General features: G+C 61.0%; 4 protein-coding genes. 1 reads left to right on the top strand and 3 read right to left on the bottom strand.

Annotation, left to right across the window (positions count from 1 at the left end; all coding sequences use genetic code 11):
- Positions 1 to 56: 56 nt before the first annotated feature.
- Positions 57 to 4,724 carry an Ig-like domain-containing protein gene (locus tag ACV22W_RS28245; protein ID WP_448022763.1) on the bottom strand — a complete coding sequence of 1,556 codons (4,668 nt, stop codon included), beginning with the start codon at positions 4,722 to 4,724 and terminating at the stop codon, positions 57 to 59.
- Positions 4,725 to 5,301: 577 nt separating this feature from the next.
- The gene (locus tag ACV22W_RS28240) at positions 5,302 to 6,612 is read right to left on the bottom strand and encodes a M23 family metallopeptidase (RefSeq protein ID WP_448022762.1); all 1,311 of its coding nucleotides are present in this window, start codon (positions 6,610 to 6,612) and stop codon (positions 5,302 to 5,304) included.
- 404 nt (positions 6,613 to 7,016) lie between these two features.
- On the opposite strand from ACV22W_RS28240, the gene ACV22W_RS28235 reads away from it, so the two are divergent.
- Positions 7,017 to 10,058: an ATP-binding protein gene (locus tag ACV22W_RS28235; RefSeq protein WP_448022761.1), complete on the top strand. Its 3,042-nt coding sequence runs from the start codon at positions 7,017 to 7,019 to the stop codon at positions 10,056 to 10,058.
- Positions 10,059 to 10,525: 467 nt separating this feature from the next.
- Here ACV22W_RS28235 and ACV22W_RS28230 read toward each other — a convergent pair whose 3' ends face one another.
- A complete protein-coding gene (locus tag ACV22W_RS28230; RefSeq protein WP_448022760.1) occupies positions 10,526 to 14,983 on the bottom strand; it encodes a dermonecrotic toxin domain-containing protein in 4,458 nt (1,485 codons plus the stop codon).
- Positions 14,984 to 15,392 lie beyond the last annotated feature (409 nt).

Genomic DNA, 15,392 nt, shown 5'->3' with positions numbered 1-15,392 from the left:
AATGTTGAGTTCGGTTACACCCCGGCGGATTGCGCCGCCGGGGCGGGGGTTGAAGGTCAGTGGTTCTCGAGATGCGTGGTCACGCCCTGCTGAACCAGCAGTTCGGCATTCATGCCCGCGTGGTAGAACACGTTGTACGTCGTGCCTTCTACCGTCACGGTGCCCGCCTGCTGCGCCCAGTCGCCGAGGTCGACACCTTCCGGCAGCAGGTCGGACAGCTCGACCACGTCGCCTTCGGCGCCCTTGATCATCATCTGGGTCTTGCCGTCGTTGACGAACAGGTCCTTGCCGCCCTGCTCGAGCACGTCGCCGAGCGTCAGCTTCAGCGTGTTCGCGCCCGTACCGGTCAGGTCGATGACCTCGATCGACGACAGCTTGCCTTCCAGGTTCGACAGGTCCAGGACCTGGTCGGAGCCGGTCAGCTTCAGTACGTCGATGCGCTCGGAGCCTTCGGCTTCGAGGGCTTCCTCTTCACCTTCGGACAGGTAGAGCACTTCGCCGCCGAGGCTATCCAAATCGCTATTTTCCACGAGTGATTGCGACTCAGGGATCGTCACTTCAGTTCCCCACGCAATGTCATCAACGATCCACCCAAGATCATGTCCATTTTCAAGACTTGCATAGAAAAGTACATAATCAAATTGCAGACCTTCTGGCGCCTTATAGTAATTTTCGCGCCCACTAGGGTCATTTGAATCAGAATTCCATTCCAGGCTAATCCGACCGACAAAAGTCCCGTCGGCCTTATAGAACCCAGCATATCCGGGCGCATGCAATTCAGAATGCTTGAACGAAACTTCGTTTATCGAGATGGGGAATTCAACCCTAACCGATTCGCCAGTGTAAACCCAAAGACTTTTGTTTCCAAAATTATCAAGAACCCCAACGCTACCGCTACCCGATATTTTAAGACCACTCGGCATTTCCTTTGCAATAGGGCTTAACTGCTGGCGCGGGACGTCAAAGGTCTCCAGCCCGCTGGAAAATCGATCTACTACGACCACGGTCACCGGCTCCGATTTCTCCGAACGATTGCCCGCCGGATCGACCTCGATCACCTCGAACTGGTACTCACCGTCGGCCAGCTCGACCGGCATCTCGAACTTCCACTCGCCGTTCTCGTCGACCTTCGCCGTACCCACTTCCTCGCCGTCAACGATCACGATGATCGTACTGCCCTCCTCGCTACCACTCCCGCCGATCACCGGCGTCCGGTCCCGCGTCGGCTCGCCTTCGCCGATCGGCACCGGGTTCGCCGGATCCGTGTTGTCCCACACGTCGCCGATCGACGGCTTCGCCGGAGGCGTCGTGTCGATGATCACCCGCCACGGCTCCGACGGATCCGACTCATTGCCCGCCGCGTCCCGCACCACGATGTTGAAATCGTACGTGCCGTCCGGCAGCGGGTTTGCCGGCGTAAAATCCCAGCGGCCATTGGAGCCTGCCTGCACCGAGCCGATCACCGTGTCGCCATTGCGGATGATCACCCATGCATTCTGCTCAACCGTTCCACTCAGCGTCGGCGTGTTGTCGTCCGTCGACTTGCCCGGCTCGATGGTCCCCTGGTACTCGCCCACGTCATCGTGAATGTCATCGATCGTGCCCACATTCGGCGCAGTTGTATCCACCTCGAACGTGAAGCTCGCCGGATTGCTTTCATTCTGACCCGGCACCGTCACCGTTACGTTCAGCGTGTGCATACCCTCCGACAACGCCTTGTCCGCCGGTACCATGAACTCCCAGTAGCCTTCAGCATCCGCCGTCACAGACCCCAGCAGCGTCTCGCCGTCGTAGATCTTCACCACCCCGTGCGCCGTTGCATGGCCGATCACCGTTGGCGTCGTGTCGTCCGTCACGCCGTTCGGCGCGATCGCACCCTTGATGTCGCCTTCGTCGTCCATCACCGACGTGATCGAAACCTCCACGTCACGCGTGTCCACCACGAAGTCGATCGGCGCGCTTTCCGGACCCTTGTTGCCCGCCGCATCCACCGGCTGCGCGGTGAACGAGTGCGGACCGTCCGTCAACGCCTCGGTCGGCTCCCAGCTCCAACGCCCGCCCTGGACGGTCGTGCTGCCAATCACCACACCGTTGTCGCGGATGATGATCGTCGCGCCCTCTTCGCCACGGCCCGAGAACGTCGGACGGTCGTCGTCCGTCGTATCGCCGCTGTTGATCGGCCCCGTCACGTCGCCCACATCGTCGAACAGCACCACATCTTCCAGCGCATTCGGCGGCGTCGTGTCCACCTCGATCGGGTACAGGCCCGTTTCCGGACTCACGTTACCCACGGGGTCCGTTGCCGTCGCCGACAGGTTGTGCAGGCCTTCCGACAGCGCCTTGTCAGCCGGAACCTCGAACTCCCACCGGTCGCCCGGACCCGCCACCACGCTGCCCAGCAATACTTTCTCGCCGTTGATCGTGTCGTAGATATGAACCACCATGCCTTCTTTGGCCGTACCGATGATCGTCGGCCGCGTGTCGTCCGTCACGCCGCCCGGGCTGATGTTGCTGCCCGCGTTGTCGCCCTCGTTGTCGATCACGTTCTGAATCGTCGGCGCCGTCGGCGTGCCGCCGGTCACCAGCTCGAAATTGAACGGATCGCTCGGCTCGCTCACATTGCCCGCTGCGTCCGTCGCCTTCACCGTCAGCGAGTGCGGACCGTTCAGCAGCGTATCCGTCGTGATCTCCCACTTCCCGTTTGCGTCCGCCTGCGCGGTACCCACAATACGATCGCCGTCGTACAGCGTCACCCAGCTGAACGGCTCCGCTGTACCGCTTACCTTCGGGTTCGCGTCGTCCGTCACGTCGCCAGGATTCAGCGGACCGGTCTGCCCACCCACGTTATCGAACACTTCCGTGATGCTCGGCTTGTCGGGCGCCGTCGTATCCACGATCACCGTCACCGGCTCCGACGGCTCCGAACGAACACCGTCCCGCTCCGCGATCACTTCCAACTCGTAACGACCATCCGCCAGCTCCTGCGGCAGTTCGAACTCCCACTTGTTGTCCGGGCCCACGACCGTCGAACCCACTTCAACGCCATCCACGATCACGTAGATCACGTCGCCTTCCGTGCCTTCGCCACGCAGCACCGGTGTGCGGTCCTTCGTCGCGCCGTCTTCGCCGATCAGCTCCTCATTGTCCGGATCCGTGTTGTCCCACACGCCATCGATCACCGGCTGCTCCGGACGCGGATCACCCGGCGTACCCGGATCCACGATCACCGTCACCGGATCCGACTTCTCCGACTCGTTGCCCGCTGGATCGCGCTCGATCACCTCGACATCGTGCGAACCTTCACCCAGCTCCGGCAGTTCGTACTCCCACTTGCCGTCTTCGCCCACGATCGTCGAACCCACCACTTCGTCATCCACGATCACGATGATCGTGCTGCCCGGCTCGCCTTCACCACCGATCACCGGCGTCGTGTCCTTCGTCGGCTCACCTTCGCCGATCGGCACCGGGTTCGCCGGATCCGTGTTGTCCCACACGTCGCCGATCGACGGCTTGTCCGGCGCGACCGTATCCACGATCACCGTCCACGGGTCCGACGGCAGCCCGACGTTACCCGCCGCATCGCTCGCCACCACCGTGAATTCCTGCGGACCGTCCGCCAGCGCCTGCTCCGGACGGAACGTCCACGTACCGTCCGCGTTGACCGTCGTCTCGCCGATCTTCTCGCCATTGGCAAAAATCTCCAGGCGCGCGCCCGGCTCGCCACGGCCCGACAGCGTCGGACGGTTGTCGTTGGTCAGGCCGTCTCGCTCGATCGCACCGATGGGCTCGACGCTGTCGTAGATCGACTCGATCACCGGCTTGTCCGGCGCCGTCGTGTCGACGATGAAGTCGAAGCTGTCCGACGGCTCGCTCTTGTTGCCGTTCTTGTCGACTTCCACCGCCACGATGTTGTGCGGACCGTTGTCCAGCGGCGCCGCAGGTTGCAGCTCCCACGTGCCGTCCGCCTTCACGACCGTTTCACCGATCTTCTTGTCGCCATCCCACAGCTCGATGCGGTTACCGGGCGTCTCGCCCTTGCCGCTGAACACCGGACGACGGTCGTCGGTCACGCCGCCGCTACCAATCGGGCCCGTGACGCTGCCCACGTTGTCGACCACACTGTCGATCGACGGCGCCTTGGGGCGATCGCCGCCACCATCGCCGCCGTCGCCGCCATCACCACCGCCGCTGTTCGGGCCATCGCCCTTGTTGAATGCGCCGGCCGCGGCCGCCGCACCCAGCATGCCGAGCGCAGCCAGGCCAAACAGGCCCAGGCCACCGAGGGCGCCCAGCCCCGCTCCCGCGCCCGCCACCAGACTGCCTGCGTCGAAGCCCGCGAGTTTTTCCGCGCCCAGCACCTGCGGCGACGCATTGCCGTCGGCAAGCATCGCGATTGCTTGATCGTCGTCCGCATCGGACGAGATGTATTCATGGTAGGCACCGTCCTCGCCAAGACCGACGAGCGAGCCTTCGTTGCCGTAGAAGTCCTCGATGATCAGCTGCGGCTGATCCAGATCCGTGCCTTCCAGGCTCAGGTGCAGGTTCTTGCCGACACGGCGCACCGTGACGTTCTCCGGGCCGTGGCCCGTCTGGCCGTCGGCCAGGATGAACTTGCCGCCTTTCACGGCCTTGATGCGGGCCGGCGCGCCTTGCTTCGACGCACGCAGGTCCAGCGTTTGATTGATGGTGTTGCCGTCCACCACGGCAAGCTTCACAGTACTCATTTTCGCAAATGTCCTTAAGTCAAAGAGTCTGGTGCCAGCCGGTCAGCCAGCAACGATTGGGGTATTCGCTTGGCACATCGATGTACCAGTGAACACAATGAATTCTGGTGATTGGGTCGGGCGAATAGAATTGGACGAGTTTCGCCCCACATCGGACCGGTACGAAATCAATCGGGATAGGACGCGGCGACGGGCATCGCGCCCTCGCGGGCCGCATCACGAAGCGAATCCAGGATGCTGACGCCCGATGTTTAATTTCTGTTAAACGGCGCTTGCCGCGTACCACACGCGCAACACGTGAGGTTGTCGGGAAAAGGATGTACAGGGATGGGACATGCGCATCACGAATCAATCGCGTATTTTGCGAAGTGCCGAAGCGATTTGGGCGTGCGCACGTTCCAATTCGCGGCGACGGTTTTTTTGTTCTCGGGATTGCGTGCCTGGGGAAGTCAAGGAAAACGGCCATCGCATGCACGATGCGGCGGCGCCATGGCCTGTGCCACCGCCCGGTCAGCGATCTCGCCGACGGGGTTTGTCAAGGGAACGCGCCGTTGCGAGCCTGTTACGGGCCCCGTTACTATCGACCGGCGTGCGGCTCGACCGACGCGGTGTTCAGCACGGCCGGCAACGCGGCAAGCTGGGTCCGCACGCCCTGCACCGTGCGGTTGAACGCCACACGCTGCTCGCCGGCCAGCGGCTGCGGCGTCGTGCGTGCGATGAAGGCGAGCGGCTCGATCGGCACGTTCTTCGCCCGCACCTCGAAATGCAGGTGCGGCCCGGTCGCCGTGCCAGTACTGCCGACCGCGCCCAGACGTTGCCCCTGGGTCACGGTCATGCCCGCCCGCAAGCCTTTCTCGAATGCGGACAAATGGCCGTACCACGTCGTATGCCCGCCCGGATGCTGCAATACGACGTAGTTGCCGTAACCGGGTTCCCAGCCGATGAATCGCACCTTTCCCGCGCCCGCCGCGTGCACCGGCGTGCCGGCCGGTGCGGCGAGATCGACGCCGGTATGACCGTGCTGCTCACCGTGCACCGGATGGGTCCTCATCCCGAACGACGAACTGATCCGGTAGTGCGAGACCGGCAGCACGAACGGCGCGGCCGCGAGCGGCTGACCGTCGAACGTGTAGTAGGCGCCGCCCTTCTGCCCCGGCGCCTGAAACCACGCGGCCCGATAGAGCTTGCCGCCCAGCCGGAGCTCGACGGCGCTTACCTGCATGCGCCGCTTCGGCGCGCTGCCGCGATCGATGCGCTCGTAGAGAATCCGGTAGCTGTCGTTGGCGTGCGCGCCGGCATGCGGGTTCACACGCGTCTCGAAGATGCGCAGCACCTGCGCGGCGACACCCGGCGGGAGATCCGCGTGCTTCAGCGTCTCGCCCAGATTGCGCACGATGGCTCCCGCACGTGCACCGGAATCTTCTTCCGGCAACGCGAAGGCCGTGGCATCAAGATGCTTCATCGGGCCGGCCTGCGGCGCCGCGCTCGCCGTCAAGGTAAGCGCGGCCGGCTCGGCCGCGCACAGCGCGGTCTCGACGCCGCACATCGAAACGAGTACCGAATCGTCGCGCGACAACACGATGACCGGATAGGATGACAGAACATCACGCCACGTCGACGCCGCCGGGGCATGATCGCCAGGTTGACGACCGTCCGCCACCAGTTCGGCATCGAACAACGTCAGCCGGACCGACTCGCGCGCGAGGGGGGCGGTTGAACCGTTGGGTCGCGGGGCATTCGCGTCGGGTGCCCCCGCCGCCGCCGCTGCCGGCGTCGGCTTGGGCGAGCCGGATTGGCGCTGCGATGACGCCTCGAGTGTGCCCGCCACGCCCAACAGCAGGACCGCGCACGACACGACGCCGAGCGCCAACCGACGGCTCGCGCCCATCGGTACGCGTACGTCGCGTGCGGATCGATATGAATTTCTGAAACGGGAGTGAATCGGTCGCATCGCGGAATGCCTCGCAGTCAAGGAAAGGAAACTGCGGACATGAACAGCGACGTATCGGAATACACCCGCGGCACGCAACCGGTGGCGCGCGTCGAATCTCAACGCACCGCGTCCATCGGCGATCGCGCCGCGCTGCCCCGCAGCAGTTCAACCGAGTGTATCGACCGCCCTCGCGCCAACCAATTTGACCGATTCGAAACGAAATCGGACCAATACGAACCTGCTTTCGCAAATGTCAGAAATCGACAAATATCGTGCCGACATGGCATCGCGTTGATTTTGGTGCCGGGACGATTAGAATCGAGGGCGCATTGCCCCCTTGTCCGACCGGTTCGTCGCTTATGGCCCAGCCCACCCAGGATGACCCGCTTTCGACCGGCCCCGCGCACCGCGCCACGCCGGCGCCGGATGCCGCCGGGCCACACGCACTGAACCAATACCAGCGTGCGATGCTGTACGGAGGCGGCGCGCTGGTGTCGCTCGTGTTCGCGCTGGTGACCGCGGTCGTGCTGCATTCGCTGGTGAAGGATTACGTCGCCGAACGCGCGGCGGAATTCGGCGTGCGCAAGCTGCTGGTGCAACTGGAGCTGACCGCGCGGGAAAGCGCGCTGAAGGTCGGCATCGTGCATGAGGAATCGGTGTGGGATCAGCGTCAACCGGCCGATCCGACCCTCGTAGATACGTTCGTCGCCCAGCACGGCCGCATGGTGCTGCAAGGCAACCCCAACTTCGACCCGTTGCTCGTACTCGGCGACCTCCCCGCGTCGATCGACCGGACGAAGCTGGCCCGATATCTTGCCCTCGCGGAGGATTTCAGCTACCGCGTGGGCGCTTACACCAAGGTGCAAGGGCGCGCGCTGTCGGGCTACTTCTACAGCCCCGACGGCCGGTTCCTCACGATCCAGCCGGCCCCGGAGAACGCCCACCCGCTCGAAGCGCATCAGGTGAGCAGCACCGCTGCATTGCTGCAACGCATCGCGCCCGTGCTGGGCGAATCGGGCACATCCGCGCTCGCCACGCGGCTGCTGACCGATCGCAATCCTGTCTGGCTGCTGCCCGCGGCCGCCCCGTTCAGCGGCAAGCAGGTGGTCAGCCTGGTTCAAGCTGGGCTGGAACACGACAAGCCGTTCGTGTATTTCGTCACCGACGTGCCAGTCGACACGCTGCGCGCCCGCCTCGCCGGCAGCCGCTATGACGAGGCGTCGGTGATCGTCGACTCGGCGGGCCGGCTTGTGCTGAGCACGGAGGCGGCGGACAGCGGCCGCGCGCTCACGAACCGGATCATGCACACGTCGCTGCCGAAATGGGCGGGCAAGAAGCCCGACCTGCAATATCGGAATGGCTTTCTCGTGTTTCGCGACCAGTTGGCCGGCGCCGGCTGGATGCTGCTGTATGCGTTCTCGTGGCGTACGATCATCGCCGAGACCTGGCCGCGGCTGACCGCCTATGCGGGCGCGATGCTGTTTGCGATCGCGGTGATCTGGACGTTCGTGATCCTGCTCGATCGCAAGGTCTTCACGCCCGCCTACGCGCGCTCGCAACGGATTTTCGAGAGCGAGAACCTGAATCGCACGATGGTGTCGACCGCGCCGTCGGGCCTCGCGCTGCTGTCGTACACAAGCGGCGAGATCCTGTTGCAGAACGACGTGATGCGCGCATGGGGTGAGCGCACCGACGCGTCGCAGCCGCCGCTGCACGCGCGGCTGCTCGAGTGCTACCGACGTGCGCCGCCCGCGACGGCGGGGGACACCGGGCTCGACGTGCAGTTGCCGCTCGCCGACGGCAGCGCCGTCGACCTGCACGCGAGCGCCGTGCGGACCATGTACCAGGGCGCCGACGTACTCCTGTGCAACGTGACCGATATCACGGCCCGCAAACACCTCGAGCGCACGCTCGAAGAGGCGCGCGTCGCGGCCGACGCCGCGAATCGCGCGAAATCCACGTTTCTCGCAACGATGAGCCATGAAATCCGCACGCCGCTCAATGCGGTGTTCGGCCATCTGGAACTGCTCGATCGTTCGCCGCTGTCGGACGCGCAGAGCAAGCGGCTGCACACGGCGATGTCGTCATCGACGGCGCTGCTCGGCATCATCAACGACATCCTCGACTTGTCAAAGGTGGAATCCGGGCAGATGTCCGTCGAGACGATCCGCTTCGACCTCGCCGAACTCGCGCGCGAAGTGGCCGCCACGCTCGCCCCGATCGCGCAGGCGAAGGCGCTCCAGTTCGACTGCATGATCGCCGACACATTGGCGCCACGCTACCTGGGCGACCCGACCCGAATCCGTCAGGTCATGACGAACTTGCTGGGCAACGCGATCAAGTTCACCGACAGCGGCGAGGTGGTGTTCGAGGTCTATCCGGAAGACGAGGCGAGACACGATTCGCCGATCGTCATCGGCGTAATCGATTCGGGCATCGGCATGACCCCGGAGCAGCAGCAAAACCTGTTTAAGGAATTCAGCCAGGCTGATGCATCAATCACGCGCCGCTTTGGCGGCACCGGGCTCGGGCTGTCGCTGTGTAAGCGGCTCGCGGAACTCATGGGCGGCAGGATCGAATGCACGTCCGAGGCGGGCGTCGGCAGCACCTTCATCGTGACCTTGCCGCTGCAAGCGAACGCGGGTACCGAGGCCGAGACTGCGGCCGCCGCACCTGCGGCGAATGCCGACGAGCCCGATGTCGCGGTTGCGCGCGTGCTGGTGGTCGACGATCATCCGGTGAACCGCGAACTGATCCACGATCAGCTCGAACTCCTCGGCTACGCATCGGACATCGCATCCGGCGGCATGGCCGCGCTGCGCCTGTTCGGCGAGCATTGCTACGACATCGTGCTGACCGACCTGAACATGCCTGGGATGGACGGCTACACGCTCGCGCAATTCCTGCGCGATCGCGGCGCGCGGGTGCCGATCATCGCGATCACCGCGCATGCCACGGACGAGGAGCGGCAGCGCTGCGCGCGCGCGGGAATCGATGCGGTGCTGCTGAAGCCGCTGTCGCTCGAGGCGCTCGACCACGAGATCCGCGTGCAGGTGCGTCATTTGAAAGCGTCGTCGCCCGCTGCGCCGGCGGCGAGAGCGGCGGATCCGACACGAGGCACGCTGTCCGAGAGCATGCGCAGCGGGCTGCAGGAATCGCTTGAAGCGTCTACCCGCTCGATCCATCAGGCACTCGCGTCGCACGACATGTCCGAGGTCTTGAGCCAGTTGCACCGGATCAAAGGGGCATTTGCAATGATCCACGAAGTGGAGATGGTGCGGCTTTGCGAGCGCCTGGAAGGGTTCGGCAAGGCGAACGACAGCCGGGCGATCGTCGAGCAGCTTCCCGCGCTCGATCAGCTCGCTCAATCGATCCTGCGCCGACGCGTGGCTGGTCAATGATGCTTCGGAACGCATATGGCTGCATACCTCACTTGCGAGCCTTACAAAATTCGACCTGCTCGACGACGAGTTGAAATAGCAGGTGCGTAGGATCCGAGCTTCCCATCTTCAGTTTAAATGCCCCTCGGTTTTCCGATTTCATTCCGACGTAACCAGAGAAATTCAGCCTCTTCACCCTTTTCATTTTGGAACGAGCTTCACCCCGCACCATCAAAAAGCATCGCAATGGCCAGATTCACTCCATTTTTCATCTCACATCAATTCCACATAATCCGCACCAAAAAACTGATCTTCAAGACCGGGCTTGTGAGCGATTACGTTGTAGGTTGCTCTTTCCGCACGACCATCCCTGTGCTTGACGACACTCCATTGGTACCCGGTCCTGGCTACCCGATCGGACCGGGCACCGGTTCAGAAATCTACGAGATGTCGCACTTTTCCCCTGAAGCCGGACTGCGAAAAATATTTCAAGAAAACAAGGCCTGCTGCTCCGCTGGCGTCAGCGGCATCCCAGTATTTTTATTCAAAAACTCAATTTTTTCAACGAATTGCCCAAATAGCAATTGTGAAGGCTGGGAGCCATTTCCAAGTGACAGGCTAAATGGCCCGTTCGCCTCAGATTTTACCCCAATATATCCACCCAAGGCCCCTTCATTGCCGGACGCTGCCGGGTAATACTTTCCGTTTCTTTGGGCTTGCATTACCAAGGAAATGGTCGCATCCCCCCCGCCCCTGGACACCGCCATGTATTTTGGATCGAATAACAACTCATCAGCCCCAGGCTTAAACGTAAATTTCACGATCACGTCTGCCTGGGTATACCGTTTTGCTTGGCCAAAATCCCCAAGATGATTTTTAACCGGAATTATCCTATTTCCAGATTTCAGGTATTCACTCAATTCTTTGCCAGTCAGCTTACCATTACCTCCAGGTCGCTTGGCCCCATTTTTTATGAATTCCTCGACCTCATCCTTCTGTTTGAGCCATTCCATAATCCCCTTTGCTTCCTCCTTCCCCATGGCCCTATAGGCTTCGAATCGGTGAAGATCTTTCCCTTTTTTCTCAAGATCATCAAGCAACTCTTTCCCGGAATCCACAACCTGCCCCAGCGTTCTTGGTTCGCCTTTTTCCTTAAACCCCGCCTTCTTCGCATCCTGAGCGTATTTTTTCCAGAAATCATTCTTTCTTGTTAGTGCCGCGTTCAGTTCGCTTGGTGGCAAATCTTTCTTCCAATAATCAGCCGTCCATTTGTCTTGTGGGTTTGTCGCCCCACCAGCCCCCCCGGGTCCTGTCGCATTTGCTCTCACGATCCATCGATTTCCGATGCGTTGGATTTCGATAGGATTGCCGCCGCCGTTCCGGTGGTGGATGACGCGACGTTGCGGAGCATGGTCGTCAGAGCCTATAACGCTCGTTCGGAAAAAAGCGTTGTCGATTCGGACATATTCTCGGCCGTCCATGCCCAGGTAGGTGCCATTGCTCTGATATTTCGCGCCCTTGAGATAACTTTTATGGACTGCATAGTCCTTCAACGATGCCGCAAAAGGGCTGAACGTATTGGGAGTCACAACTCCAACTGGGGCCTTGTTCGGAGCGCCGATTTTCTCAGTGAAACGCGTTCCCTTCGGAAATTCCGAGAGAAGTCTGCGTGGATTCGCTGCTCTGAAGAACCTCTTGGCGCCATTATTAAGTGAGCGGCCTGAGAATTCAGCCGTTGCAAAAGCAAAAAATGCACCTGCACCAAACACGATTTCATCCGCTCGTTGCCGGGCAATTTCTTCATTGGTAACGGTGAAATTTTTGACGTTATCGCGGAGCAGGGCAACGTTATTCTGATACACCTCATCAGTAAAATCGCCCTTGATGGGTTTCGTGCCCAACTCCACTGAAAGAGTCAAACTTGAGCCTCGGACGCGTTTGCCGCCATATTGTTCAACGGCTTGCTCGTGTGTTATTGGATTGTGAAAACCGCTATACGTCACTTGACCAGATAGCATGCGGCCCTTTATATACTCGATCCATTCCGGGCGCTTGAACATGGGGTCATCCTTCATTTTCTCGCGGTTGTCGAAGGTGCGATACGCTATTCCGTCCGGGGCGTCCGGTGTATAGAGCACGACCGTCGTGGGCAACGGGTTCCCTCTGCCATCGCCCGCGGCAATCACAATCACACCGTTCACCGGAACGCTTGCGTGACTGGTGCGCGTTCCGAACTTGTTGTCTTCTGTCCCGATATCTACAGTGAACGCCTCCGTCTGGATGGTGTACCCGTTCACCTTCTTCCGCCCGCGGGGATCCGGCGCCTCGGGATCCGGCGCCTCGAGTACCGCCTGCACCATTTTGGAAGGCCGCTTGTACTGAGGCGCGCTTGCGTGGTCGAAATCTCTATTTAAGCCTCTCATCTCGGCTTCCTGGAGGTCGGCCTCCATTCTTGCAAGATAGGCCGGTCTCCACGCCCCATACAGCGGCTGCCCCTTGAACTTTCCGTTGACGCCAAGATATTCGTCGTTCAGCAATTTTTCGTAATTCGTGCCGACGTTCACCTTCTTGGCAAGTGCGTCCAGCTTGGACTTGTCAAGTACAATTTCCTGTCCGTTTTCCAACGTAATCTTCGCGTCGGCGCTCGTAGACTTGGCGCTAAAGAATTCGGAGAGTACTTGGGCAGGTTTATTGAAAAAATCGGACAGCCCGCCCGCAACTGTTGTCTTGAAATCGCTTTTGCCGAACGATCGGCCGTACATCACGTATTCGGTGAGCGAAACCTGCTCGGTCCGAGTAGGCCCCTGGGTATCGCGCCACCCTGTCAGTTGCCCAGACGGTCGGGGGTACGTGACAGTAACCATGACCTTGTCCGGATCAATGCCGGGATACTCCGCTTGCAATGCCTGGCGAATTTCGTCAGCGGTATACTTTTGCAACGAAGGAATGCGCCCTTGAAGCTCAGCGAGCTTGCTCTCGCGCTCATCGGCTTTGTTCTGAGCGATTTTAAGCTTTGCTTTGTCCTCCTCCGAGCTTGTCTGCCACCACACTGGCCGGTTCTTCTCAATCAGACGGAGGTCACGCTCCGTGAGCACACCGTCCGCGTCAAACGACTCGCGCAGGTCGTCCGACGAACTGCCCGCGATCCCGTCATACTCCGTCAGGTCAGCGCCTCGCTCACGTGCCTGCGTCAGGCGGTACTCGGTATCGCCACGTTGCTTTTTGATTTGCTCCTCAACGCTATATTCGAAGAGGTTCTTCTGCGGTGGCACCTCGTTGGTGCCGAGCCCATAGGTCACATTCTCCGGCCACTTGGCCTGGGTCCATTCCGAGACGAAGCCCAGCAGTTTCGGGCGCTCCTCCGATTTCGCGAAATGGTCCTTCATGGCTTGGAGCGAATCGAATTCCAGTATTCCCTGTCCGGGGAGATACACCACCACGACATCCTTCTCATCCGGATAGTTGTCGGCATGCGCTGTCATCATCACGATCGGGCCATGGAGCGGCTCGTCGGGATCGGATTCTTCGGTGTTGTTGCTCGAGTTGAACTTCAGCGTGTAGACGCGCGGGCGCCCATCCTCGTTGGGAAAGGCGTGCTCGAGTTCAGCCTGGGTCGGGTTCTTCGCGACCGATTCGACGAGCTTCCGACCTTTTTCGCTGAGCGTCCCGTCCGCATATTGCAACTCGGCCTCCGCCTGAATCTGCTTCTGGCGGATTTCCCCCAGTTTCTGCACCGGCGTCTTGCCATCCCGGTCCGGCGTCTTGAAGTAGTTGGCATTCTGGTCGCGCACATCTTTGGCTTTGGTCGGCGATAAACCTTTGATGTACTGCTCGACTGTCGACGCGGTCATCCCACTTACCATGTCCTCGTCGTTTCCTGCGTCGGGCGAACTGAAGACACCATAAGAAGTTCCGTCCTCGATATGGCCACCAAGGTCGATCTCCCCGCCACCGGTGTATCGCTCCTTGACGTAATCAGCCATGCTGCGAGATGACACCCACTCGCGTGTGAATTTACCGCTACGGGGTGGGGTTTCTTGCTCCCGATAAGCGTTCACATAGATCTTGTTCAGATCCACCGGCTTCGGCACCTTCGGGAACTTCGCTTCAAACGCGTGCTGCGCGTCCTCCAAGGGACTCGGCCGCGGCTTTTGCTCGAACACCGTGTTCGCCCGTTCCGACAGACTTTCGAGCTCGGCGATCTTCTTGCGCTGCACCCCGCTTGTCGGCAGTCCATTGATGAACACCTCCACCTCTTTCGGCGTCGTCCCGCGGACCTCGTCCTTGCTGTCCACCGCATTGGGCGAGTTGAAGATGCCGTAAGCGGTACGCGTCCGTCCCTCGCTGACGTCGGCAAATCCGCCATTTGCGCCACTCGTCCCATAAGACATCCCGCCCGTTACAACCTCGCCGAAGTTGACCTTTTCACCCGCATTGCTTCGTTTCAGGATGTAATTGGCCAAGCTGTCTGATGACTTAAGTACGCGCGTCGGCGGATTGCCTTTCTCCTCATAGGTATTCACATAGATTTTGTTCAGATCCACGGGTTTAGGCACATTCGGAAATTGCTTTTCAAACGCCTGCTGCGCGTCTCGAAGGGTATTGGCCTTGTTATCGGCATCAGTATCGCTCGTGCCGCTGGGCGCGGCCGCCGTGCTCGGCACCGAACGTTCCGCGCGGACACCTGCCTGCTCGATTTGCGGTCCGGTCGCCCCCGCAGCGTCACGTTTTGAGCGCGTCGATGCGAACCGGGTAGCAGCGTGTGTCGCACTGCTCCATTGCGACGCGGGGGCGCTTTCCTGTTTCAATTGCGCCAGCGGTTGCAAATGCCCGATATGGGCGTCATTTCGATGCTGTTTCGAAGCGTCGCTCGGATCCTTGACTTCCTGTTCGGCAATCTGATTCTGCGGCAACGCCGCCTGTCCGGTGATGTGGCGTACAACCATGTGATGACCTCCAATATCGTGAACCGAAGTGCTTGTTCGTTCGCCTGCCGACGACCAGGTCATGCAGTTCGTTACGCTATCGACAGCGGCGCCGCACAAGCAATTTGACGAGTTCGATTTTGGCTGCGCGCCACGCTGACGATTCGCGTCGGCACGATGTATGACGCACGGCGATGAGGCGGGTACGACGGACGAGCAACGTGCTCATTGCGCCGATCGCCAGGTTGGCGAGAATGACTCGAAGTTTTCATCGAAGCCACACGCCGTCACCGTTCGGCCAGCCCTCGTACCCGTACGAGCCAGATCGGAACGAGTCAGATTGGCCGGATGCCAACCGAACGCCATAATTCAGTCGCCGGGTCACGTTCTTCGGCATCGTATCCAGGAAGAGACTCCCCGCTCGTCCTGG

The sequence above is a fragment of the Burkholderia sp. AW49-1 genome (genome assembly GCF_053427845.1).
The sequence above is the reverse complement of the archived record's forward strand: the minus strand, read 5'-3'. Positions and strand labels throughout refer to the sequence as shown.

What these genes read in the sequence shown, in the direction of transcription:
- ACV22W_RS28245 (WP_448022763.1), bottom strand. Translation starts at nt 4,724, where the DNA reads ATGAGTACTGTGAAGCTTGCCGTGGTGGACGGCAACACCATCAATCAA.
- ACV22W_RS28240 (WP_448022762.1), bottom strand. Translation starts at nt 6,612, where the DNA reads ATGGGCGCGAGCCGTCGGTTGGCGCTCGGCGTCGTGTCGTGCGCGGTC.
- ACV22W_RS28235 (WP_448022761.1), top strand. Translation starts at nt 7,017, where the DNA reads ATGGCCCAGCCCACCCAGGATGACCCGCTTTCGACCGGCCCCGCGCAC.
- ACV22W_RS28230 (WP_448022760.1), bottom strand. Translation starts at nt 14,983, where the DNA reads ATGGTTGTACGCCACATCACCGGACAGGCGGCGTTGCCGCAGAATCAG.